23 protein-coding genes are annotated in these 23,635 nt (G+C 66.8%); 15 read left to right on the plus strand and 8 right to left on the minus strand.

The genetic code is table 11. The features are described 5' to 3' along the window. Window positions 1-175: 175 nt before the first annotated feature. From JQ639_RS15640 to JQ639_RS15665, 6 genes are all read left to right on the plus strand, one after another. Window positions 176-832 carry a glutathione S-transferase family protein gene (locus JQ639_RS15640; RefSeq protein ID WP_211966844.1) on the plus strand — a complete coding sequence of 219 codons (657 nt, stop codon included), beginning with the start codon at window positions 176-178 and terminating at the stop codon, window positions 830-832. A 159-nt stretch (window positions 833-991) separates the two neighbouring features. Continuing rightward, on the plus strand, window positions 992-1,396 hold the full coding sequence (locus tag JQ639_RS35310) for a hypothetical protein (protein WP_249123179.1): 405 nt from the start codon (window positions 992-994) through the stop codon (window positions 1,394-1,396). 90 nt (window positions 1,397-1,486) lie between these two features. Then, window positions 1,487-2,650 carry a PQQ-dependent sugar dehydrogenase gene (locus tag JQ639_RS15650; protein WP_211966843.1) on the plus strand — a complete coding sequence of 388 codons (1,164 nt, stop codon included), beginning with the start codon at window positions 1,487-1,489 and terminating at the stop codon, window positions 2,648-2,650. A gap of 220 nt (window positions 2,651-2,870) precedes the next feature. Then, entirely contained in the window at window positions 2,871-3,644 is a 774-nt protein-coding gene (locus tag JQ639_RS15655) for a PAS-domain containing protein (RefSeq protein WP_249123178.1), read from the plus strand. 501 nt (window positions 3,645-4,145) lie between these two features. After that, window positions 4,146-4,985, plus strand: coding sequence for a lyso-ornithine lipid O-acyltransferase (olsA, locus tag JQ639_RS15660; protein WP_211966841.1), 840 nt, complete (start codon window positions 4,146-4,148; stop codon window positions 4,983-4,985). Window positions 4,986-5,103: 118 nt separating this feature from the next. Beyond that, complete coding sequence (locus JQ639_RS15665) at window positions 5,104-5,319, plus strand: cysteine-rich CWC family protein (protein WP_211966840.1); 216 nt, start codon at window positions 5,104-5,106, stop codon at window positions 5,317-5,319. A 39-nt stretch (window positions 5,320-5,358) separates the two neighbouring features. Here the strand turns inward: JQ639_RS15665 and JQ639_RS15670 are convergent, their stop codons facing one another. Both JQ639_RS15670 and JQ639_RS15675 read right to left on the minus strand, forming a co-directional pair. Beyond that, window positions 5,359-6,057: a glutathione S-transferase family protein gene (locus JQ639_RS15670; protein WP_211966839.1), complete on the minus strand. Its 699-nt coding sequence runs from the start codon at window positions 6,055-6,057 to the stop codon at window positions 5,359-5,361. Between the two features lie 4 nt (window positions 6,058-6,061). After that, window positions 6,062-6,766: a glutathione binding-like protein gene (locus JQ639_RS15675; RefSeq protein WP_211966838.1), complete on the minus strand. Its 705-nt coding sequence runs from the start codon at window positions 6,764-6,766 to the stop codon at window positions 6,062-6,064. Between the two features lie 262 nt (window positions 6,767-7,028). Here JQ639_RS15675 and uvrB point away from each other — a divergent pair, with 262 nt between their 5' ends. From uvrB to JQ639_RS15700, 5 genes are all read left to right on the plus strand, one after another. Continuing rightward, the gene (gene uvrB / locus JQ639_RS15680; protein WP_211967236.1) at window positions 7,029-9,914 is read left to right on the plus strand and encodes an excinuclease ABC subunit UvrB; all 2,886 of its coding nucleotides are present in this window, start codon (window positions 7,029-7,031) and stop codon (window positions 9,912-9,914) included. Between the two features lie 273 nt (window positions 9,915-10,187). Then, entirely contained in the window at window positions 10,188-10,559 is a 372-nt protein-coding gene (locus JQ639_RS15685; protein WP_211966837.1) for a tRNA-binding protein, read from the plus strand. A 192-nt stretch (window positions 10,560-10,751) separates the two neighbouring features. Further along, window positions 10,752-11,207 carry a nuclear transport factor 2 family protein gene (locus tag JQ639_RS15690; RefSeq protein WP_211966836.1) on the plus strand — a complete coding sequence of 152 codons (456 nt, stop codon included), beginning with the start codon at window positions 10,752-10,754 and terminating at the stop codon, window positions 11,205-11,207. 83 nt (window positions 11,208-11,290) lie between these two features. After that, on the plus strand, window positions 11,291-11,539 hold the full coding sequence (locus JQ639_RS15695; RefSeq protein WP_211966835.1) for a hypothetical protein: 249 nt from the start codon (window positions 11,291-11,293) through the stop codon (window positions 11,537-11,539). 260 nt (window positions 11,540-11,799) lie between these two features. Beyond that, window positions 11,800-12,231: a nuclear transport factor 2 family protein gene (locus JQ639_RS15700; protein WP_211967235.1), complete on the plus strand. Its 432-nt coding sequence runs from the start codon at window positions 11,800-11,802 to the stop codon at window positions 12,229-12,231. Between the two features lie 95 nt (window positions 12,232-12,326). On the opposite strand, the gene JQ639_RS15705 is transcribed toward JQ639_RS15700, so the two are convergent. Together JQ639_RS15705 and JQ639_RS15710 are read right to left on the minus strand one after the other, a co-directional pair. Then, on the minus strand, window positions 12,327-12,977 hold the full coding sequence (locus tag JQ639_RS15705; protein ID WP_211966834.1) for a 3-oxoacid CoA-transferase subunit B: 651 nt from the start codon (window positions 12,975-12,977) through the stop codon (window positions 12,327-12,329). 21 nt (window positions 12,978-12,998) lie between these two features. Further along, entirely contained in the window at window positions 12,999-13,706 is a 708-nt protein-coding gene (locus tag JQ639_RS15710; RefSeq protein WP_211966833.1) for a CoA transferase subunit A, read from the minus strand. Between the two features lie 266 nt (window positions 13,707-13,972). On the opposite strand from JQ639_RS15710, the gene JQ639_RS15715 reads away from it, so the two are divergent. From JQ639_RS15715 to JQ639_RS15730, 4 genes are all read left to right on the plus strand, one after another. Beyond that, the gene (locus JQ639_RS15715; protein WP_211967234.1) at window positions 13,973-15,949 is read left to right on the plus strand and encodes an AsmA family protein; all 1,977 of its coding nucleotides are present in this window, start codon (window positions 13,973-13,975) and stop codon (window positions 15,947-15,949) included. Between the two features lie 142 nt (window positions 15,950-16,091). Beyond that, window positions 16,092-16,661 (plus strand): DUF2975 domain-containing protein, encoded by a 570-nt coding sequence (locus JQ639_RS15720; RefSeq protein WP_211966832.1) that lies wholly within the window; start codon window positions 16,092-16,094, stop codon window positions 16,659-16,661. 6 nt (window positions 16,662-16,667) lie between these two features. Beyond that, window positions 16,668-16,928: a helix-turn-helix domain-containing protein gene (locus tag JQ639_RS15725; protein WP_211966831.1), complete on the plus strand. Its 261-nt coding sequence runs from the start codon at window positions 16,668-16,670 to the stop codon at window positions 16,926-16,928. Between the two features lie 136 nt (window positions 16,929-17,064). Next, window positions 17,065-17,715 carry an outer membrane protein gene (locus JQ639_RS15730; RefSeq protein ID WP_211966830.1) on the plus strand — a complete coding sequence of 217 codons (651 nt, stop codon included), beginning with the start codon at window positions 17,065-17,067 and terminating at the stop codon, window positions 17,713-17,715. 19 nt (window positions 17,716-17,734) lie between these two features. Here the strand turns inward: JQ639_RS15730 and JQ639_RS15735 are convergent, their stop codons facing one another. The 4 genes from JQ639_RS15735 to JQ639_RS15750 form a co-directional block, all read right to left on the minus strand. Then, on the minus strand, window positions 17,735-18,550 hold the full coding sequence (locus JQ639_RS15735; RefSeq protein ID WP_211966829.1) for an ABC transporter permease: 816 nt from the start codon (window positions 18,548-18,550) through the stop codon (window positions 17,735-17,737). Beyond that, window positions 18,550-19,464 carry an ABC transporter permease subunit gene (locus JQ639_RS15740; RefSeq protein ID WP_211966828.1) on the minus strand — a complete coding sequence of 305 codons (915 nt, stop codon included), beginning with the start codon at window positions 19,462-19,464 and terminating at the stop codon, window positions 18,550-18,552. Before JQ639_RS15740 ends, JQ639_RS15735 begins: the two co-directional genes overlap by 1 nt. Window positions 19,465-19,468: 4 nt before the next feature. Further along, window positions 19,469-20,593 carry an ABC transporter ATP-binding protein gene (locus JQ639_RS15745; protein WP_211966827.1) on the minus strand — a complete coding sequence of 375 codons (1,125 nt, stop codon included), beginning with the start codon at window positions 20,591-20,593 and terminating at the stop codon, window positions 19,469-19,471. A 206-nt stretch (window positions 20,594-20,799) separates the two neighbouring features. Next, window positions 20,800-23,463, minus strand: a complete 2,664-nt coding sequence (locus JQ639_RS15750; protein WP_211966826.1) for a sensor domain-containing protein — start codon at window positions 23,461-23,463, stop codon at window positions 20,800-20,802. Window positions 23,464-23,635 lie beyond the last annotated feature (172 nt).

Genomic DNA, 23,635 nt, shown 5'->3' on the forward strand with positions numbered 1-23,635 from the left:
CATCACGCACGGCACGACGCCGACAGCATGTTTTACCGGGCGCGCGCCATGTTGCAGCGCACTTCGACTTTTTCAAAGTTCGGGGGGTTGCGGCGCAGCAACACACATCCCATTGTTGCACCGGCAGGCGGGCGACCGCCGTGCCCCTAGACGCGCGCGGGTGGTTCGACGATCGATGTACAAGCTCTATACGATGCAGCGCTCCGGCAACAGCTACAAGGTCCGCCTTGCCCTGGCGTTGCTGAACACCCCCTATCGCGCCATCGAGATCGACATTCTCAAGGGCGAGAGTCGCACGCCCGATTTCCTCGCCAAGAATCCGAATGGCCAGGTGCCGCTTCTGGAAGTCGGCGAGGGCCGCTACCTCGCTGAGTCGAACGCCATCCTGTGGTATCTCGCGATCGGCACGCCGCTCGCGCCGGAGAGCCGGCTCGACCGCGCCGACGCCATGCAGTGGATGTTCTTCGAGCAGCATGCGCTCGAGCCGAACATCGGCGCCGCGTACTTCTGGCTGTCGCTGGTCAAGGGCGGGCGCGAGCTGCACGCCTACTCGCTCGAGGACTGGATGGAGCGCGGCTACCGCGCCCTGCAGGTCATGGAACAGCACCTGCAGACCCGCGACTACTTCGCGGCCAATCAGCTCACGGTCGCCGACATTGCACTCTACGGCTACACCCATGTCGCGCATCTCTGCGACTATGACCTGTCGGGGTTTCCCGCGATCCGCGCCTGGCTGACGCGCATCGAGCAGGAACCGCGTTTCGTGGCGATGGACTGGACACCTGTTGCAGTCCTGCCCGAGGGCGAAGCCGGCGTCACGGCCGAAGCCTGAACAGCGGGGACAAGCTGTTTTTTGGCGGCTTGTTGCCTTGGTTTTGCCCCAGTCCGAGCGACAGCCGCCGCAATCTTGTCCGCCGACTCTGACACATTCGATGGCGCTGGTGATTCGCGCGCCGTGACCGTGTGCCCAGCGGGCCGCGGACAACAGATGATGGCGCGCAGTGAAAATCGACGTGACGTGGTGAGCCGGCCAGCGGTCAAGCGGCCGGAGAGTCCTCGAGCCCGGATTGAAACGGTCATGATGCGGTTGCTGGTGTCCCCGACGTTCGCACGATCGCGCGCCGCGTTGTTGCCGCGAACGTCTGGTGCGACAATGACACCGGAAGACATGATTTCTCGTGTCGATATCCGTTCGCAGATGCGCAGCGCGATTGCTGGAAACATCACCGACCTGCGAACCGGAACACGAGATAACGGCCATGGTTTCGGCAACCGTGCGGCGCTTGCCGCGGCTCGCCTGCAAAACGTGCTCGCGGCCTCGTTCGCGATCGGATCGCTGTCGCTGTGCCTGGTCGTCTATGTCGCGGCGCTGTCGCTGCGCCTGATCGCGGCGTGACCACGAGCCGGCGCGCCGATCACGTCCCCACATCCACGCCGCCGCCACCCCGCCCGCCCGATCGATGACGGCCGCGGCAAAGAGGCCCCGATGAAGACGCCTGTCCTGCTGGTGACGACATCGCTGACGATCGCGACCGTGCTGACCACGCTCGCTATCGCCACCAGCACCCGTGGTGACAATTCCTCGTTCGATTCGTCGGCCGGGCGGCTTTCGGTCGAGACCGTGGCCGGCGGCCTCGTGCATCCGTGGGGCCTCGCCTTCCTGCCCGATGGCCGCATGCTCGTCACGGAGCGCGCCGGCCGCATGCGCATCGTCGGCCGCGACGGCAAGCTGTCGCCGCCGCTCGGCGCGGTGCCGGAGGTGCGCGCGTCAGGCCAGGGCGGCCTGCTCGATGTCGCGACCGACACTGCGTTCGCAACCAACCACACGATCTATTTCTGCTACGCCGAGCGTGCCGGCAGCGGCGGCCGCACCGCGGTGGCACGCGCCACGCTCGACGCCGGCGGCGCGGCGCCGCACCTTGCCGACGTCAAGGTGATCTTCCATCAGGAGGGCCCGCTGTCGTCGGGCCAGCACTATGGTTGCCGGATCGCACAGGCGCCCGATGGCGACCTGTTCGTCACGCTCGGCGAACACTTCGTCGATCGCGACCAGGCGCAGAACCTGTCCAATCATCTCGGCAAACTGATCCGCATTCGTCCTGACGGCTCGGTGCCGCCGGACAATCCGTTCGTCGGACGCAACGACGCGCGCCCGGAGATCTGGAGCTACGGCCATCGCAATCCGCAAGGCCTCGCCATCCATCCCGCGACCGGCGCGCTGTGGGAGATCGAGCACGGCCCGCGCGGGGGTGACGAGGTCAATATCATCGAGAAGGGCAAGAACTACGGCTGGCCGGTGATCGGTTATGGCATCGACTACAACGGCGCCCGGATCCACGAGAGCACCGCACGCGCCGGCATGGAGCAGCCGATCAAGTACTGGGTGCCGTCGATCGCGCCGTCGGGCATGGCGTTCTACACCGGCGCGATGTTTCCGCGCTGGCAGGGCAGCCTGTTCACCGGCGCGCTCGCCGGCCAGATGCTGGTGCGCCTGTCGCTCGACGGCGACCAGGTCACCGGCGAGGAACGCCTGCTGCACAACCTCAACGAACGCATCCGCGACGTGCGGCAAGGACCGGACGGCGCGCTGTGGCTGCTGACCGACAGCCAGGCGGGGCGACTGCTGCGCGTCACGCCGGCGCCGCAGTAGCGCGGTTCGCGCCGGCCTCCGCCCCACCCGACGCTCGGCATTTGAGACAAAACTCGCGAAATTCATGCCGCGCGTGTTGCAGGCGTGTTAGCCCCGACCGCGAAAATACGATGTTACCGAAGTCACCGCGACACAGTTCGGACGTTAGGCTGGCGCGAGAACGGTGACCCTTATGCGCTTGGACTGGCGAACGGTATCGGGACCTCTTGCGACGGCGGCGATGGCGACGGCGATCGCCGTCATCGACCGCCGCGTCCCTGTCGTCGTCGATCCCGCCTCGCTCGGCGTTGGCGCGGTCGCGCTGTCCGCAGCACTCGGCGGCACCGGCGCCGGGTTCGCCAGCGCGCTCATCGCCATCGTGTTCTCCGCCTGGTCGCTGATGCCAGCGCCACTCACCGCCGCGAGCCCGGACCTCGCCCGCCTCGTCATGATCATGATCGCAACATTGCTGGTCGCCATCATCGTCGGCCTGCTGCGCATTCGCTTCATCGCGGCGATGGCCCGCGAGCGCGAGCGGCGCGCCGCGGTCGAACGATTGTCGGGAGCGCTCGACCAGATGGAAGTCGGCGTCGTCCTGCTCGATGCCGATACCCGCGCGCAATTCATCAATCGCGCCTATCGCCAGATGTTTCGCCTCAGCGACGAGCAGGCCGCAAGCCGCCCGCCGTTCGTCGCGCTGATGTACCACGGCCGCGACATCCACGCCTACGAGATCCCCGAGGACGAGGTCGGCGCCTACATCTCGGCACGGATCGCAGAGGTCCGCAGCGGCGATCCGACGCCCGTCGATCTGCGGCTCAGCAGCGGCCAGGTGCTGCGTTTCCGCTGCGCCGTCCTGCCGGATGGCGGGCGCATGCTGACCTATATCCCGATCACGGACCTGATCCGGCGCTCCGACAATCCCGCCGACCGCGACCGTCTGATCGCCCGCCGTACTGGCGATGGCGACTGGCTTCGCGGCCACGCCGGCGGCATGCTGGGCGCCGCCGAATAGACCGGCACGCGCTGTGGACAAGTGGATGCCCTGCGGCAGCAACCGTTCCCCGCCGGCCGTCGCCCCGCCGCGGCTACCCCCTTGAACCCGTGCATCAATCGCGCGCCGGGCCGGCCGGCGGGACGGCCTTCGTTCCGCCAACCACGTCATAAATGCACAACAAAACCGCACTAGCCTTTCGATCGTGCGCTGATCGACCCCCCGTCGCTGATCAAGCGTGCCGGGCGCGTTGCCGTGGTTTGCAATCTGGCATGCGCCCTTTCTCAGAGACGAGCATTTGATACGGCAACCCCAGTCTCCATCTTGCCGGACAATGCTATCGGGCGGTCCTCGCCAGTCGCCGCGTCTGGCCGGGACCGCCCATTTTTCAGGTCCGGCTCATGAGGTGGCCACCCGACCAGCGCGCCGGCGAACTCGAACTTTTTTGTCAGGAACCATCGCGTTCACGCCTCCGACCCGGTATCACTCCGCCCAACAATCCAACCGGCCCGCTCAATCCCGATGATCCGCCTTCCCCTGATCGTTATCACCCTGCTCGTGCTCACGCTGGTGCTGCTGCCGTTCCAGCTGATCGGCATCGTGTTCGACAATCGTCTGCAGCGCATCGTGCCGCACCTGTTCCACCGCGCGGTCTGCGCCGTGATCGGCATCCGCATCCATCAGGTGGGCCACTGCGCCCCTGACCGGCCGATGCTGATCCTGTCCAATCACGTGTCCTGGCTCGACATCATTGTCGTGACCGCGGTGACGCCGGTGGTGTTTGTCGCCAAGCACGAGGTCGCGCGCTGGCCGCTGTTCGGCTGGCTGGCGAAACTGCAGCGCACGATCTTCATCGAGCGCGAGCGACGGCAGAAGACCGGCGCGGTGGCGCGCGAAATGGGCGACCGCCTCACGGGCGGCGATACCGTGGTGCTGTTTGCCGAAGGCACCTCGAGCGACGGCAACCGCATCCTGCCGTTCCGTTCGGCGCTGATCGGCTCCGTGCACCACGCCCTCGGCAACTCGACCCATCACGCCAGCATCACCGTGCAGCCGCTGTCGCTCGCCTATGTCGGCTTCGGCGGCGTGCCCGCCGGCCGGGCGCTGCGCAACAAGCTCGCCTGGTACGGCGATGTCGACCTGATCCCGCACATGCTCGACGTGCTGCGCGCCGGCGCCGTCGACGTCACCGTGAGCTGGGGACCTGCGACGGCCTACGACATGAGTGCCGACCGCAAGCAGATCGCACGTGATGCCGAACGCTCGGTGCGCCAGATGAACGCGGCGGCGCTGCGTCATCCGACCGGGCGGCCCGCCGCGCCTGCTCCCGAGGTCGCAGAGCCGGTGCCCGGCATCGCCTGACACGCTTGCGCAATGCAGGCCATTGTCATTCTCTGGTGTCCGGGCTCGCCTCTCCGCGCATCATGGCGCAGGATGAGGGCTCACAAAGAGAGATTCTGAATCGCGAGGTCCCGAAGCCGTGACCGAATCGGCCGTCCAATCGTCGTCAGCCGCGCCGCCCGCACGGCGCCTTGTCTGCGAGCGCTGCGGCACCGCGTTCGGCTGCGAGTTGTCGACCGCCTGCTGGTGCCACGCCGAGACTGCCCGCCTGCCGATGCCGAAGACGCCCGGCGGCGACTGCCTGTGCCCGGACTGCCTGCGGGCAGCGGCTGCGGCCGCAGCGCCGCAATCGTGAGCCGCGCGAGCACAGCACCGCAGACCCCGGACCTGATCGCTAGACCTCGTACCCCGGCGACTGGCGCGCGAGGCCGCCAAACGCATCGAGCAGTCGCTCGCGCCAGGCGTAGACGGCATCCTCTTCCTTGAGCAGCTTGAACGGGCTGGTCGCCCGCGCCCACTGGAAGCCGCCGAACACGATGTAGTCGGCATAGTTCGGCGCTGCACCGCCGATGAACGGCTGCGCCCGCAACATCAGGCGCAGCGGATCGAGCGACTTGCGGAAGACCTCGATGCCCTTGTCCCGGGTTGCCGCTGTCTCCTCCAGGGTCCGGCCGAGCCGCGCCTCGCGCGTCGTGCGGAAGTAGGCCTGGTCGGCCGCAGGCAGATGGTTTTGGTAGATGTCGAAGACAATCAGCGGAAACAGGCCGCCGACGATGACGACATCTCCCCAGCCGTTGATCATGCGCGCCATGGCCCGGCCGCCATCGCCGCCGAACAGCGACGGACGGTCGGGATAGGTGTCCTCGAGGTAGGTGGCGATGACCCAGGAATCGACGACGGTCTTGTCGCCATCGAGCAGCACCGGCACCTTGTCCGAGCCATGCGGCGCAATCGCCGCCTTCTCGGTGAAGCGCCAGGGGATCGTCTGAACGTCGAGCCCCTTGTGCGCCAGGGCGAGACGGGTGCGCCAGCAATACGGGCTGAACGGACGTGTCGCGTCGCTGCCAACCAGCTCGTAGAGCTTGCGCACCACGGCGTCAGCCCTTCACCACCGAGGCGGTCTGGCCGAACAGGATCTTTTTCTGCTCGTCGGTGCGGATGCCGCCGCCGTCGGGATTGACCTGCTTGGCGAGCGCATACGCGCGCTCCGTCGCCGGGCGCGCCCGGATCGCCTCGAACCAGCGCTTGAGATGCGGAAAGTCCTCGAGCTTCTGGCCCTGGCGCTCGTAGGGCACCACCCATGGATAGCTCGCCATGTCGGCGATCGAGTAGTCGCCGGCGAGAAATTCGCGGTCGGCGAGACGCTTGTTCAGCACGCCATAGAGACGGTTGGTCTCGTTGACATAGCGGCTGATCGCATAGGGCAGCTTCTCGGGCGCGTAGATCGCGAAGTGGTGGTTCTGGCCGGCCATCGGGCCGAGGCCCCCCATCTGCCAGAACAGCCACTGCAGGGCATCGTAGCGCGCACGCAGGTCGGCCGACAGGAACTTGCCCGTCTTCTCGGCGAGGTAGGTCAGGATCGCGCCCGACTCGAAGATCGAGATCGGCTTGCCGCCATCCTTGGGCGCATGGTCGACGATCGCCGGCATGCGGTTGTTCGGCGCGATCGCCAGGAACTCGGGCTTGAACTGGTCGCCGGTTCCGATGTTCACCGGGAAGATCTTGTACGGCAGCCCCGTCTCCTCGAGAAACATCGTGATCTTGTGGCCGTTCGGCGTGGGCCAGTAGTGCAGGTCGATCATCGGGGCGGTCCTTGGAGCTCGCGCATGACCCGGACCGAGCGGTCCGGCGGCATCCGAAAATAGATGCCATTGCATGCAAGTTCACGCGATCCCCACGGTGAAGTCAATGGCGAGCCACGGCGGCCACGCCGAGGTGATATGCGCCAACGCATGCCGCCTTCCGTCGCGCAGGCGCGGGCGGAATTGCACGACACACAACGAATTTGTCCGCCGCCATGCCGGCGACCTTCCAATGCCCGTCGAACCCACCCATATTCCGGCCATGCCGACACCGCCCGACAAATCCAGCAAGCCGAAAACGCCGAAGACGCCCAAGTCCAAGGCGCATCGCCCGGACGTGCAGCCGATCGCGCCGGCGCTCGCCGAGCTGCTCAATCCCGCGATCAACCGCGGCGAGAGCGGCGTCGGTTCACAGACCGGGCTGCAGCCGCCGCCGGACAATTCGTGGGACCGCCGTTCCGGCGGCGAGGCCGCGGCCCATCGCGCCCGCGCCTCGACGCGCGGCATCGACGGCAACACGCCGCTGCCGCCGGATCCGCTGCCCGACCGCAACATGACACGCAAGACCAAGGCGGCGCGGCACAGCCCACTGCGATCGCAGCCTCAGCCGCCGGGCGCGCGCGCCGCCCCGGAGGCTGGCGGTCTCGAGGAAGCGCCGCAGGCCAACTACGGCACCGCCGCGACCATCCCGACCATGGATCCGGAGCTCGCCAGGCAGCTCGGCTTCGACGTCGAGGACGACGACACGCTGGCGCGCCCGGCGCGCAACAAGATGGAAGCTCTCGGCGTCGCCGCGACGGCGGACGCGCTCGAGAGCCTGATCCGTGACGGCCGACCGGAATTCCGCAACAACGACGGCAGCCTGCGCGTGTGGACCCCCCACCGCCCGGCACGCCCGGAGAAATCCGAAGGCGGCGTCCGCTTCGAGCTCAAGTCGGAATACGTGCCGAAGGGCGACCAGCCGCAGGCGATCAAGGAACTGGTGGAAGGCATCGAGCGCAACGACCGCACCCAGGTGCTGCTCGGCGTCACCGGTTCGGGCAAGACCTACACCATGGCGCAGGTCATCCAGGCGACGCAGCGCCCGGCGATCATCCTCGCGCCCAACAAGACGCTGGCCGCCCAGCTCTACGGCGAGTTCAAGAACTTCTTCCCGGACAACGCGGTCGAGTACTTCGTCTCGTACTACGACTACTACCAGCCGGAAGCCTACGTTCCGCGCACCGATACCTATATCGAGAAGGATTCGTCGATCAACGAGCAGATCGACCGCATGCGCCACTCGGCGACGCGCGCGCTGCTCGAGCGCGACGACGTCATTATCGTCGCTTCGGTGTCCTGCATCTACGGTATCGGCTCGGTCGAGACCTATACCGCGATGACCTTCGCGCTGAAGAAGAACGAGCGGGTCGACCAGCGCCAGATCATCGCCGATCTCGTGGCGCTGCAGTACAAGCGCATCAGCGCCGACTTCACCCGCGGCACATTCCGCGTGCGCGGCGACACCATCGACATCTTTCCGGCGCACTACGAGGACCGCGCCTGGCGCGTCAACCTGTTCGGCGACACCATCGAGAGCATCGAGGAGTTCGATCCGCTCACCGGCCACAAGAGCGACGAGCTCGAGTTCATCAAGATCTACTCGAACTCGCACTACGTCACGCCGCGGCCGACGCTGATCCAGGCCATCAAGGGCATCAAGAGCGAGCTGAAGTGGCGGCTCGACCAGTTGCACGACCAGGGCCGCCTGCTGGAGGCGCAGCGCCTCGAGCAGCGCACGACGTTCGACATCGAGATGCTGGAGGCGACCGGCAGTTGCGCCGGCATCGAGAACTATTCGCGCTATCTCACCGGCCGCAAGCCGGGCGAGCCGCCGCCGACCCTGTTCGAGTACGTCCCCGACAACGCGCTGGTGTTCCTCGACGAAAGCCATGTCACCGCGCCGCAAATCGGCGCCATGTTCCGCGGCGACTTCCGCCGCAAGGCGACGCTCGCCGAATACGGCTTCCGCCTGCCCTCGTGCATGGACAACCGCCCGCTGCGGTTCGAGGAATGGGACGCGATGCGGCCGCAGTCGATCGCGGTGTCGGCGACGCCGGCTGGATGGGAGATCAACGAGAGCGGCGGCGTGTTCGTCGAGCAGGTCATCCGCCCGACCGGCCTGACCGACCCGCCGGTGCACATCCGCCCCGCGCGCACCCAGGTCGACGATCTCGTCGGCGAGGTCCGTGCCACCGCGGCGGCAGGCTACCGCACGCTGATCACCGTGCTGACCAAGCGCATGGCGGAGGATCTCACCGAGTACCTGCACGAGCAGGGCATCCGCGTGCGTTACATGCATTCGGACATCGACACCATCGAGCGCATCGAGATCATCCGCGACCTGCGGCTCGGCGCGTTCGATGCGCTGGTCGGCATCAACCTGCTGCGCGAGGGCCTCGACATTCCCGAGTGCGCTCTGGTCGCCATTCTCGATGCTGACAAGGAAGGCTTCCTGCGCAGCGAGACCTCGCTGATCCAGACCATCGGCCGCGCTGCGCGCAACGTCGACGGCAAGGTCATCCTCTACGCCGACCAGATGACTGGCTCGATGGAGCGCGCCATCGCCGAGACGGACCGCCGCCGCGAGAAGCAGATGGCGTACAACGTCGCCAACGGCATCACGCCGGAGAGCGTCAAGAAATCGATCGGCGATATCCTCAACAGCGTCTACGAACGCGACCATGTGCTGGTCGAGGTCGGCGACGGCGGCCTCGCGGACGATGTCGTCAGCATCGGCCACAATTTCGAGACCGTGCTCGCCGATCTCGAGACGCGGATGCGGGAAGCCGCCGCAGATCTCAACTTCGAGGAGGCGGCGCGGCTGCGCGACGAGGTCAAGCGGCTGCGCGCCACCGAACTCGCGGTCGTCGACGATCCCACGGTCAAGCAGCGCGCGGTCACCACCAAGGCCGGGGCCTACGCCGGCAGCCGCAAGTACGGCGACGCGGCCAACCTGCCGCCAGGCCAGACCAAGGGCTCGCGCGCGCGCAAGCCCGGCCTCGACGAGATGGGCCCCGGCCCGGAGTCCAGGCCCTACCGCCCCGGCGCCTCGCCGCGCTCCTCGGCCGGTGCGCCGGGCAAGCGCGGCGGCTGGAAGCGGCGCTGACGCCGCTTCCGTTTCACCACCGCAGACGCAGCGTTCGCCGCGTCATGCCCTGAAAGCGGTCGTCGCGGTTGCTGCTGTCATGGCAGCATCGCCGTGAACGAACCGGCGCCCACGGTCGCCGTGGCCGACGGCCTCGCACGTGAGGTCCATCGCCACGCAGGCTGGATCACGATGCCGCGCGGAGACAACTGGCCCTTCATCTGCCCCCGCGAGTTGCGTTAAGCAGTCTGCGTTCGTTTCATCCGGTCCGTGTTCTCGAGGTTTGCCCTTTCCATGTCTGCGCCCTCCCCAGCTGTTCTTCCCGAGATCGCCTACGACGATTTTGCCAGGGTCGACCTCCGCCTCGGACGCATCCTCGAGGTGCTGCCGTTTCCCAAAGCCCGCAATCCATCCTGGAAGCTGCGCATCGATCTCGGCGACCTCGGCGAGAAGTGGTCGAGCGCACAGATCACCAACTACGCGCCCGAGGACCTCCTCGGCACACAGGTGATCTGCGTCGCCAACTTCGCGCCGCGCAACATCGCCGGTTTTCTTTCGGAAGTGCTTGTGCTCGGTGTCGCGGACAGCGCAGGCAAGGTGATTCTGCTGTCGCCACGTGGCACACAAGGTGGGAATTTTCTGCCTAGCGGCGCGAAGATTTATTAACCGCGCACGCCGCGTTTCGCTATCTCAAGGCACGATTGAATGCATTCGGGCGGCGGCATGCGCGACTTCGCCGGCAATGTCGGCACGCCTCTAAGAAATCGGTAACGCTGCACATCCATTTGGCTTGATCAACAGCCGCATGTTTCACTAGTGCAGGGCACATCCGTCGTTCGAGTATCGCGAGTCTGGTTCATGGACGCATCTTCCGCCCGCCAATGCGTGCTGACCTTTCTCGAAGCCTTCTATGCCGGGGACGCCGCACGTGTCGCGCAATGCTGCGACGACGGTTTCACCACGCTGACTTATGCGCCGGTGGAGATCTTCCCCCATCTCGGCCTCAAGCATGGCAAGGAGTGGATTGCGGAATCGATCCGCATCCAGGAGGAGCGGTTCTCCAGCCGCCATCATACGTTGCGCTTCGTCGCGGTCGAAGGCCTGCGGGTGGCGACGCTGTCCGATGTCAGCCTGGTCAAGCGCAACGACCAGCGCGTGGTCAAACTGACCGTCGGCGAGTTCTTCACTTTGAGTGGCGGCCGCATCCTGGAACACCGCGCGTTCTTCGACTCGCTCGACCTGCTGCAACAGCTGCTCGGCCGCGATCTCACCGAGGCATTCGCCGCCGGCATCCGCGACGCGATGACCCGCTAGACCCGCCCGGCGGCGTTGAACGTTTCCGGGAGCGCTCGCGACCAACGGCGGAACAGCCCCGAATTCGCGAGGCCCGCCCTGCCATGAAACTGATCGCCCTCGCCCTGACCGGCCTGATCCTCGGCCTTCTGGTGGGCGCCGCGCTCGGGGCCGGCGCCGGACTGCTGTGGGTCAACCTGGCCCATACCAGCGATTTCGAGGGCACAAGCGGCATGCTTGTGTTTCTGACCTTCATGCCGGTCGGCGCGCTGCTCGGCGGGCTGATCGGGGCCGTGGGGCTGGGCGTTGTCGCCGTGCGGGACGGCCCGCCCGCCGTCCACCGGGATCCCTGAGCGGAACCCGCTGGCCCCCGCCATCGCCCCAAAAGGGCAACTGATCACGTCCTGACCAGACCCGGGCCATCGCCCGCGATTTGGGCCTGCTGGCATGCCAGGACATTTGTGCAATGCAATAAACGCAATTGTCATTGGGGCGTCCCGCGACTATATCGGCCACAACACGTTGGACTGCAGCATCCCTGGGCCCCGCGCCGCGAATGGCGCCCGTGGCCTCTTTGCTGTTTTTTGCACTTCAAATCTCCAAGGCCGGCCGCATGACAGAGCATAGTCTCTGGCGTTTTTCACGCGCGTTGCACCTTGCCATCAATGACGGCGAGATGGAGCAGCTGGACGCCATTCTGGATGATGAGGTCGATTGGGCTATCTACGGACCGATCGACATGTTTCCGTTTCTCGGCGCGCGGCGCGGCAAGGAAGCCGTGCTCGATGTCTGCCGGCAGATCGCCGACAACATCAGCATTCGCCGCTTCGATCGTGAATCGGTGATGCTGGGCGAGGAACAGGCGTCCTCGCTGGTGCGCTACTCGCTGACGGCTGCGGACTCCAACAAGCCGATCAGCGTGCGCGCCGCATACTTCACGCAGTTCAAGCGCGGACGGCTGTCCTGCATGCGCATGGTGCTCGACACCTTCGACCTCGTCGAGCAGGCGCTTGGTCAGCAGATCCATCTGCCGGCCGCGGTCTGACCGCGACTCCGCGACGCGCAAGCTTCCGTTGAAACGCAGAACGCCGTCCCGGTGCAGCCGGGACGGCGTTCGGCGTAGCAGCGCTGTCGGCGCGATCAGGTGTTGGTGAGCGCGACGCGGAAGCCGGCCTCGGTCTTGGCCTTGACCTCGTCGAGCGACACGCCGTCGGCGAGCTCGATCAGCGTCATGCCATCCTTGCCGTGCTTGTCGATGGTGAACACCGCGAGATCGGTGATCACCATGTCGACGACGCGCTCGCCGGTCAGCGGCAGCGAGCAGCGCTGCAGCAGCTTGGCGCCGTCCTTGGCGACATGCTCCATCACCACCACCACGCGCTTGACGCCGGCGACGAGATCCATCGCGCCGCCCATGCCCTTCACCATCTTGCCGGGGATCATCCAGTTGGCGAGGTCGCCGTTCTCCGCGACCTGCATGGCGCCAAGGATCGACAGGTCGATGTGGCCGCCGCGCACCATCGCGAACGAGTCCGCGCTGGAGAAGTAGCTGGTGGTCGGCAGCTCGGTGACGGTCTGCTTGCCGGCGTTGATCAGGTCCGGATCCTCTTCGCCCTCATAGGGGAACGGGCCCATACCGAGCATGCCGTTCTCGCTCTGCAGCTGAACGTCGACGCCTTCGGGAATGTAGTTTGACACCAGCGTCGGAATGCCGATGCCGAGGTTGACGTAGAAGCCGTCGCGCAATTCCTTGGCAGCGCGGGCAGCCATCTGTTCACGGGTCCAGGCCATGGGGATTCTCCTCTCGCTGGGTCAGGCTGCCGGGCGCTTGCGCAGGGTGCGCTGCTCGATCCGCTTCAGGGCGGTGCCGACCTCGATGATGCGGTTGACGTAGATGCCGGGCGTGTGGATGTGGTCGGGATCGATCTCGCCGGCCGGAACCAGGTGCTCGACCTCCGCGACGGTGATGCGCGCCGCGGTCGCCATCATCGGGTTGAAGTTCCGCGCGGTCTTGCGGAACACGAGATTGCCGGCAGTGTCGCCCTTCCAGGCGTGCACGATCGCGAGGTCCGCGAACAGGCCGGTCTCGAGAATGTACTTCTCGCCGTTGAACTCCTTCACTTCCTTGCCTTCGGCGATCAGCGTGCCGACACCGGTCTTGGTATAGAAGCCGGGGATGCCCGCGCCGCCGGCGCGGATGCGCTCGGCCAGCGTGCCCTGCGGATTGAACTCGAGTTCGAGTTCACCGGCGAGGTACTGCTGGGCGAACAGCTTGTTCTCGCCGACATAGGACGAGATCATCTTCTTGATCTGGCGGGTCTCCAGCAGCCGGCTGAGACCGATGCCGTCGACGCCGGCATTGTTGGAGACGACCGTCAGGCCCTTCACTCCGGACTCGCGCAGCGCGTCCGACAGGGTCTCGGCGATGCCGCACAGACCAAAACCGCCGGACATGACCATCATGCCGTCCTTGAGGATGCCGTCGAGCGCGGATTTCGCGTCCGGATAGACCTTGTTCATCGCTGTCCAACCTGATCGAAGAGGGAGGGAAGTGCGGAGACTATTAGGCGAAATCGTCGAGACCCGTCAATCTTGGGGGCCGCGCCCCGCCCGCGCGGCGGGAGCAGGCGGCGCGGCGCCTGCGCACAGGCCGCGGGCGGCGTCCCGCGCCCGGCCGGGGCGGCCGATGGCCTTGAAAGCGTCAAGAAAAACCATCAAGTTGCAACCGAACATGGCAGGACCGACGGTCCGCCCGCCAGCAACCTGATCCGGATTACAGTTTGACGATAGCCCAGGGAATTAAGCGCCTCGGGACGCCGATCGCGGCGTTCCTCGGTGTCGTCGTGATCGGGCTGGCGGCGGTCTCCTGGCTGACCGATCGCGCCGCGGTGTTGCGCGCGGTCGAAAACCAGCTCCGCGCCGCCACCGGCCTCGACCTCGTGGTCGGCGGCGAAGCCACCGTGTCGCTGTTTCCCGGCAGCTATGTCATCCTGCGCAATGTCGGCCTGCGCGGTAACGGTGGCGAGCCGCCGCTCAGCGTCGGCAGCCTGACCGCCAACCTGCGCCTCGTACCGCTGCTGATGCGCCGCTTCGAGATCGCCGACGTCACGCTCGACCAGCCGCGCATCGTCGTGATGCGCAGCGACGATGGTCGCAGCAACTGGACGCCGATCATCGAAACGCTGACGCGCACCATCAAGCCCGGCGTCGACAGCCCGGTGTCGTTCTCCGAGATCCGCGTCAAGGACGGCTTCCTGGTCTATCGCGACGACGGCAGACAGGTGCGGGAGACGGTCAGCGGCGCCGACATGTCTTTCGCCTGGCCATCGATCTCGCGCTCGTTCGCCGCGACTGGCCAGTTCGACTGGCGCGGCGAGCGGATCGACGGCAGCGTCAGCATCAACGATTTCATCGCCGCCCTGTCCGGAGAGCGCTCCGGCCTCAAGGCGCGCATCGCGGGTCGGCTGCTGAAGTTCGCATTCGACGGCGCCGTCGCCGATCGCGCCAGCCTGATGATGGAGGGCACGCTCACCGCGGATTCCTCATCGCTGCGCGAGGCGCTGCACTGGATCGGTCACGACGTTCCCGGCGACAGCGGCTTCGGCCGCTTCGCGCTGAAGGCCCGCGCCAATCTCGTCGGCCCCTCCGTCGCGCTGACCAACGTCAACATGGAGATCGACGGCAACGTCACCGAGGGCGTGCTGACTTACAGCAACGACACCCGCCAGACGCTGCAGGCGACGCTGGCCTCCGAAACTCTCGACATCTCACCCTATGTCAGCACCATGCGCCTGCTCGCCAGCGGCGCGCGCGACTGGAACAGGCAGACGTTCGACCTGCGCAGCCTCGCCTCGACCGATCTCGACGTCCGCCTGTCGGCCGCCAAGGTGGTGGCGGGAAGCCTGCGCTTCGGCCGCACCGCGATCGGCGCCAACCTGCGCAACGGCACTCTGGCGCTCAGCGTTGGCGAGGCCCAGGTGTTCGGCGGCGTGCTGCGCGGCTCGTTCGGCCTCAGCCGCGCCGACGCCAACGCGAGCATCAAATCGCAATTCCAGTTCATGGATGTGGATCTCGAGGCGTTCGCCGGCGAGGTGTTCGGCAACCGCAAGCTCGCCGGGCGCGGCAACCTCAACGTCGCCCTCGAAGCCGCGGGATCGAGCGCCTACGAGCTGACCCAGTCGCTCGACGGCACGGTCGCCCTGACCGGCCACGATGGCGCGCTGATCGGCTTCAACGTCGAACAGCTGCTGCGCCGCCTGGAACGCCGGCCGCTGTCGGGCGCCGGCGAATTCCGCAGCGGCCGCACGCCGTTCTCGCTGCTCAACGTCACGCTGAAGTTCGACAATGGCATCGCCACCCTCGAAGACACCCGCATCGAGGGCCCCTCGGCGCGGCTGACGCTGAGCGGCACCGCGAGCGTGCCGGCCCGCGAATACGACCTCAAGGGCGTCGCGAGCCTGGTGTCGGCGCCCAACACGCCGCCGGCCTTCGAACTGCCCTTCGTGGTGCAGGGCCCGTGGGACGATCCCCTGATCTTCCCGGATTCCGATGCGCTGATCCGCCGCTCCCCGGCCTCGGCCCCGCTGCTCAACGCAGTGCGCGACAGCCGCACCCGCGATGCGGTGCGCTCGGTGATCGACCGCTTCAAGGGCGGCCCGAAGCCTGCCCCGGAAGCGGCCGCAGTGCCGCCGGACAGCCCGTCGCCGGCTGCCGCCGAAACACCGGCCAAGGATCCGGCCGCGCCGACGACCCACGCCAACTGAGCTGGACGGCCACGCTCCCCTGGACGCCATTCCCGGGTGGTCACCGCTGGGGACCAGCCTTTGCTTTCTCCCGCCCCTCTTTCGCCATATTTTATCGCAAAACAATAAAAACATAATGCGAAAGATTAAAGGAGCTGGGACCATGGACCGGATCGGCCTGATTCCACCGGTCGAGACCGAGGCGACCGCCCGGCTGCGGCGGATCGGCCATGTGGTCGCGATCGGCGCGCTGGTCTGTGCTGTGGTCATCGTCGTCAGCGCGCCAGTGATCTGGACCAACGATCATCTCATCCATCGCTGGGTGGCATGGCCAAGCCCGCTCGGCATGCGCCCCATCACAATCACCTTCGACACGCGGATGGTCGGCATGCTGCTCGGGCTCGCCGCGTCGCTGCCGGTGCTCTACGCGCTCGTCCAGCTGTCGCGGCTGTTCGCCGCCTTCGCCAGCGGCCATGTCTTCGAGGACGACAATGCGGTGCGCATCCGCCACATCGGCATCGCGCTGATCGTCAGGGCGGTGATCGCGCCGCCGGTGCAGATCCTGACCACGCTCAACCTGACCATCAACAATCCGCCGGATGCGCGAACGATTGGCTTCGAGATCGAGGCCTGGCACCTGATGACCGTGCTGGGCGGCCTCGCATTGATCGCCTTCGCCAGCGTCATGCGCGATGCTGCCCGCATTTCCCAGGAAAACCGCGAAATCGTGTGAGGGCCCATGCCGATCATCGTCAACCTCGACGTCATGCTGGCCCGGCGCAAGATGCGCTCGCGCGAGCTGGCCGCTCGCATCCACCTGACGGAGGCCAACGTGTCGCTGCTGAAGTCCGGCAAGGTGCGCGGCATCCGCTTCGATACGCTGGAGCGCATCTGCCAGGTGCTCAACTGCCAGCCCGGCGACATTCTTTCCTACGCGCCCGACGAGGACAGCTCGGACCATCCGATGGACATGCCACAGGCCGCCCGCAAATCGGCCTGATCTGACGCTCGATCCCCTGCACTGACGCCATCCCCGCGATGGCCCGTGAACGCCGGCTCGCCGGCGAACGACGACGCTTGCCCGCACGCCGGCCACGGCCGGACGCCTCACCGCTTCAACCCGCCGAGACACCGCCGTGCCCCATCACCACCGACTGTCAGCCGCCCTTCTCCTCGCCTCGCTGAGCGCCACCACAGCCGCGCAGGCGCAAACGCCAGACAGCACGTGGCTGTCGCCGGTATCACTGAGCTCGATCCCCGCCTTCAACTGGCGTGGCGGCTATGTCGGCGTGCACGGCGGCTACGCCCGCAGCGGCGCCGACAGCCTCGCGCCGGCCCAGGGCGGCTTCCTCGCCGGCATCCAGGGCGGTTACAATGTCCAGGTCACCGGCAGCACCCTGCAGTCGGTGTTCGGCGTCGAACTCGAAGGCAGCTATCTGTGGCGGCAGGCGTCGCGCCCGGAGAATCCGGCCGGCACCATCGCGCCGCACTGGCTCGGCGCGGCCAAGGTGCGCACCGGCTTCGTGCTCGGCCGCTTCCTGCCGTACGCCACCGCCGGCCTCGCGCTGGTGCACAGCGAGGAGCCTGTCGCCGACGGCCGCGGCTGGCAGATCGGCTATCTCTACGGTGGCGGCCTCGAATACGCCGTGACCGATACGGTCTCGGTCAAGGCCGAGTACAACTACCTGCAGCTCGGCCGCACGCCCAGCGACAACCGCCTCGAATTCATGTCGAGCCGGCCGCTGACCGCCCAGACTTTCAAGGCCGGCGCCAACATCCGTTTCTAGCCAGCTTGCTGTTGCCCCATCACAGCGGCGCCGCACTCTCGCCGTCGCGGCTCGACAGCTTGGAGGCGAGCGAGGCGGCGACGATGACCACCGCGACCGCCGCGACCACCAGCGTGCAGATGGCGTTGATCTCCGGCTTCACGCCAAGCCGCACCTCGGAATAGATCCGGATCGGCAGGGTCGCCGAGCCCGGACCGGTGGTGAAGCTCGCGATCACGAGATCGTCGAGCGACAGCGTGAACGCCAGCAGCCACCCGGCGATCACCGCCGGCAGGATCAGCGGCAGCGTCACCGCGACGAAGGCGTGCGCCGGGCCGCAGCCGAGATCCATCGCCGCTTCCTCGAGACTGCGGTCGATGCCGCGCAGGCGCGACTGCACAACCACCGCGACGAAGCACATCGTCAGGGTGGTGTGGGCGATGGTCACCGTCCAGAAGCCGCGCTCCGCCGCGGTCGCCACGAACAGCAGCAGCAGCGACAGCCCGGTGATGACTTCCGGCATCACCAGCGGCGCATACAGCATGCCGGAGAACAGCGTGCGACCGCGGAAATTCTCGCCGCGCGACAGCGCGATCGACGCCAGCGTGCCCAGCACGGTCGCCGCGGTGGCCGCAGTCACCGCGACGCGCACGCTCATCCACGCCGCATCGAGCATCGCGCGGTCCTGGAAGAATTCCGCGTACCATTTCAGCGACCAGCCGCCCCACACCGTCACGAGGCGCGAGGCGTTGAACGAGTAGATCATCAGGATGAGGATCGGCAGGTAGAGGAACGCCAGGCCGAGCGCCAGCGATACGGCGTTGAAGGTGGAAAAGCGGCGGGTGTGCGTGGCCATCAGCGCGCTCCGTCGAGCTGGCGGCGCTGCAGCTTCTCGTAGACCAGCAGCGGCACGAGCAGGAGCAGCAGCAGGACGACGGCAATGGCGGACGCCACCGGCCAGTCCTTGTTGGTGAAGAATTCGAGCCACAGCGTCTGGCCGATCATCATGCGGTCAGAACCCGCGAGCAGGTCCGGAATGACGAACTCGCCGACGATCGGGATGAAGCACAGCAGCACGCCGGCACCGATGCCGGGCAGCGACAGCGGGACCGTCACCAGCCAGAACGCCTTCAGCCGCGAGCAGCCGAGATCGGCGGCGGCTTCCAGCAGCGTAACGTCGAGCTTCGCCAGCGTGGCATAGAGCGGCAGGATCATGAACGGGAAGTACGAGTAGACGATGCCGAGATACATCGCGCTGTCCGTCGACAGCCAGACCAGCGGCTGCGCGATGATGTGCAACCTCAACAGCACGGTGTTCAGCAGGCCGTCATGCTGCAGCACGTTGATCCATGCGTAGATGCGGATCAGGAACGAGGTCCAGAACGGCACGATGACCAGCGTCATCGCCAGTGGCTGCCAGCGCACCGGCAGCCGCGCCATGGCATAGGCCATGGGATAGCCGATGACGAGCAGCAGCGCCGTCGACGCCAGCGCCACCGTCAGGCTGCGCAGGTAGGACAGCATGTAGAGGTCGTCGGATGTCAGCAGCGCGAAGTTCGCGACGTCGAGCTGCGCCAGCGCCATCTTGAACGCCTGCCAGCCCTGGTCGAGCGGAAACAGCGGCACATAGGGCGGCTGCGCGATCGCCGTCTGCGACAGGCTGATCTTGAGCACGAACGCGAACGGCACCAGGAAGAACAGCACCATCCACAGATAGGGCAGGATCGCGGCGAACCGCGCCGGCCGGGTGAAGACGCGACGGCTGCTCATCGGCTTACGCCTCCAGCACGACGCAACTGTCCGGCGCAAAGCTCGCCGCGACGCGCTGGCCCGCCGCGAGACCCTCGTCCGCCCGGCGCGAGGCATTGGGCGCCGACACCCGCAGCACACAGCCGCCATCGAGCCGGACGCGGCACACCGACGCGGCGCCGAGATAGCTGACGTCGAGGACCTCGCCGGTCAGGCGGTTGCGGCAGGCCCCGGCCGGCGCATCGGCGGGTTCAAGCCGGATCTTCTCCGGCCGGATCGCGATGCAGACCTCGTTCGCGACGCGGTCCGGCGCCGCGACCGCAGCGACGATCGGACCGGCGTCGCGGCCGGCGACGGTGATCTCGCCGGCGGCGCGCGCCGTGACGGTGGCCTCGATCATATTGATGTCGCCGACGAAGCCGGCGATCCAGCGCGAGTTCGGCGCCTCGTAAAGATCACGCGGCGTTGCCACCTGGACGAGCCGGCCACGGTCCATCACCCCGATGCGGTCGGCGACGGTCATCGCCTCCTCCTGGTCGTGAGTGACGATGACGAAGGTGGTGCCGAGGCGCCGCTGCACGTCGAGCAGTTCGGCCTGGGTGCTCTCGCGCAGCTTCTTGTCGAGCGCCGCCAGGGGCTCGTCGAGCAGCAGGATGCGCGGCCGCCGCGCCAGCGCCCGGGCGAGCGCGACGCGCTGGCGCTGGCCGCCGGAGAGCTGGTCGGGTTTGCGGGCGGCGAGCTCTTCGAGCCGAACCAGTGCCAGCATCTCCGCGACACGCTCGGCGATCTGCGGCTTGGGCATGCCGGCACGGCGCAGGCCGAAAGCAATGTTGTCAGACACCGTCAGATGCGGGAACAGGGCATAGCTCTGGAACATCATGTTGACCGGCCGCCGATACGGCGGCACCGGCGCGATGTCCGTGCCATCGAGCAGGATCCGGCCCTCATCGGGCGCCTCGAAGCCCGCGAGCATGCGCAGCAGCGTGGTCTTGCCGCAGCCGCTCGGCCCGAGCAGGGCGAAAAACTCGCCGGCCTGGATATCCAGCGACAGGCCGTCCACCGCGGTGAAGCTGCCGAACCGCTTGACCACCGCAGCGACACGGAGAAGCGGCTGCGGCCCCGGCGCGGCGGCTTGCCGACGATCAGTCATGACCCATTGCCCCCTCGACCACTGGACCAGCACCCGCCGGCGCACCGCGCCCCCGCCGTTTCACCAAGATGCCGAACCTCCTTCAACCTTGATGACGAAAACCCGCCACGGCAATCGGCCGGACGGGCTGCGAGGTCAAGGGGATTTTGGTCGCGGATGGATCTTGAGGCCGATGGCTCCGGTCCACGGGCTGGCGGCTGGCAGCCTCAGCCGGTCTTGCGGGCCTCGGCCTCGTGCCAGGGGGCGCCGACCACGGCGGCATACTGCGCGATCGGCGCCGGACGGCCGAGCAGATAGCCCTGCACCTGGTCGCAGTTCTCCTGGGCGAGGAAGGTGAGTTGCTCCTGGGTCTCGACGCCCTCGGCAACGATGGAGATGTCGAGGCCGTGGCCGAGCCCGATCATGGCGCGGATGATCGCTGCCGACTGGGCGTTGCGGCCGAGATTGAGCACGAAAGTGCGGTCGATCTTGATCTTGTCGAACGGGAACGCCTGCAGGTAGGTGAGCGACGAATAGCCGCTGCCGAAGTCGTCCATGGCGATCCGCACGCCGAGCGCCTTGAGTCGGCGCAGCAGCGACAGGCCGCGGTCGAAGTCGTCGATCAGCACCCCCTCGGTGATCTCCAGCTCCAGCCGGCCCGGTTGCAGCCCTGTTTCCAGCAGGATCGAATGCACGAGGCCGACGAGATCGCCGTGCTTGAACTGGGCGGGCGAGAGGTTGACGGCCACCTGCATCGGCTTCTCCCAGGAGGCCGCCTCGCGGCAGGCCTCGCGCAGGATCCACTCGCCGAGTTCGACGATCAGGCCGCTCTCCTCGGCCAGCGGGATGAAATCGCCGGGCGGAACGAAGCCCCGCGTCGGATGAATCCAGCGCGCCAGTGCCTCGAAGCCGACGAATTCCGGATCGATCACACCATGACCGGTGAAGGCCTGCGGCTGATAGTACAGCGACAACTGGCCGTTGCGGACGGCGGCCGCGAGCTCCTGCAGCAGCACGCGGCGATCGCGGATCTGCTGGTCGGTCTCCGCCTCGAACACGATAACCGAGCCGCGCCCCTTGGCCTTGGCGCGGAACAGCGCAAGGCTGGCATTGGCGAGCAGCGACGCCGCATCCGTGCCGTTGCGCGGGAAGATCGAGACGCCGATGGTGAGCCCGGTGCGCATCGACTTGCCGTCGATGATGAACTCGTCGCCCATGACGTCCATCAACTGCTCGGCCAGTGCGAGCCCTGCCCGGGGCTGCGGCCCGTCGATGATCAGTCCAAACTCGTCGCCACTGAGGCGCGCCACAACGCCGCCGCGCGCGGCTTCCTGGATCCGCCGCGACACCCCGACCAGTAACTGGTCGCCGGTCGCATGGCCGAACACGTCGTTGATTTCCTTCAGCCGGTCCATGTCGACCGACAGCACCGCGAATTCCTCGTTGGAGCCGCTGCAGGCATCGATCATCTGCGTCAGTGCCTGGATGAAGGCGGCGCGGTTCGGCAGGTCCGTCAGGGGATCGTGATAGGCCATGTGGGCCATGCGCGACTCGGTCTGCCGACGGTCGGTGATGTCCTCGTTGGTCTTGATCAGATATTCCGGTTCGCCGGCATCGTCGAGCACCGTGACGCGCCGCGTCAGGAACAGCCGCAGGCCGTTGCGGGTCTGGATCGGCTGCTCCTCGACGGTTGCGCCTTTCTTGCGGATCGCGATGTTGTCGCGCTCGACGATCAGCCGCGCCGCCGAACCGTAGATTTCCTCCACCGTCGAGCCGATCACCGCCTCGCGTTCGCGGTGGAAGATCTTCTCGGCGCTGCGGTTGACGAACAGGTACTGGCCATCGCTGACCCGCTTGACGTCGAGCGCCAGCGGGATGTTGTCGATGATCATCTCCAGGAATTTCTTGGTGTTTTCCAGTTCGCTGGAGAGATTGCGGCGTTCGGTGACGTCTTCGAAAAGCGCAATCAGGAATTCCGGCTCATTGCTGTCGTTGCGGGCGACGACGCGGTTGCTGTCGAGCACCCGCATCTGACCATCGCGCTCGACCGAGAATTCCGAACGCAGATGGCCGGTCGGCGACTCGATCGCAGCGCGATCGAGCTCGTTGACGCTGATCGAGGCCTTGAGGGTGAAGATCTCGTCGGCGAGCTTGCCGATGACCTGCTCGCGCGGCAACTGCGAGAAATGCTCGAAGGCGCGGTTGGCGAGGATGTAGCGGCCGTCCTCGATGCTTTTCGCGGCGACGCAGACCGGGATGTTGTCGATCACCGATTCCAGGAAACGCTTGGTGGTGGCGAGCTGGCGCGACAGGTTGCGCTGCTCGGTAACGTCCTCGTGGGTCGAGATGGTGCCGCCGTTGCGCAAGCCGCGATGCTTGACCACGATCGCGCGGCCATCGGGCAGATCCGTGACATACCCGGCCTCGCTCGCCGCGGCGCGGAGAAATTCGTCGACGTCGCTGCCGCTCCCCGACACGCGCTTGCGCATCTCGAACAGCTCGTGGCCGGACATGCCGAGCCGCAGTTCGGACCGCGCCAGGCCATAGAGCCTGAGATAGCTGTCGTTGCAGAACATCAGGCGGTTCCTGGCATCGACCATGACGATGCCAAGGCTCATGTTGTTGAGCGCCGAATGGACGAAAGCGGTGTTGCGGCGATTGCTGCGCTTGGCGCGTTCCAGCGCCGAAACGATCCAGACGATAATGGCGGCAAGACAGGCGAAGATCGCAAAGCCGGTGAGCAGGATGAGCCAGATCATGTTCGGATCGGCAGCAGCTTCGGTCGGCAGGCCGTCGGTCGCGCGCGCACGCGCCGACGACAGGTCCGTCGCGAGCAGACATGCCGCCGCGGTTGCGAGACCGATCGCCTTGCCGCCCCCCCCACTTTGCATGCCGTTCACCAGCTACTCGCGCTTTTCGAGCAGGAGTGTCCGTTTGCACCGGTATGAATCGGGTAAACGCGTACCCGATATGCCCGCTAACTTGACTCGAACGCGGGCAAATGCCCTCTCATGATTAATGCGGTGATAAGACGGGGCGGCGCCGCGCGGCGCCATGGTTAAT

Source organism: Bradyrhizobium sp. U87765 SZCCT0048 (assembly GCF_018131225.1).
GTDB lineage: Bacteria > Pseudomonadota > Alphaproteobacteria > Rhizobiales > Xanthobacteraceae > Bradyrhizobium_A.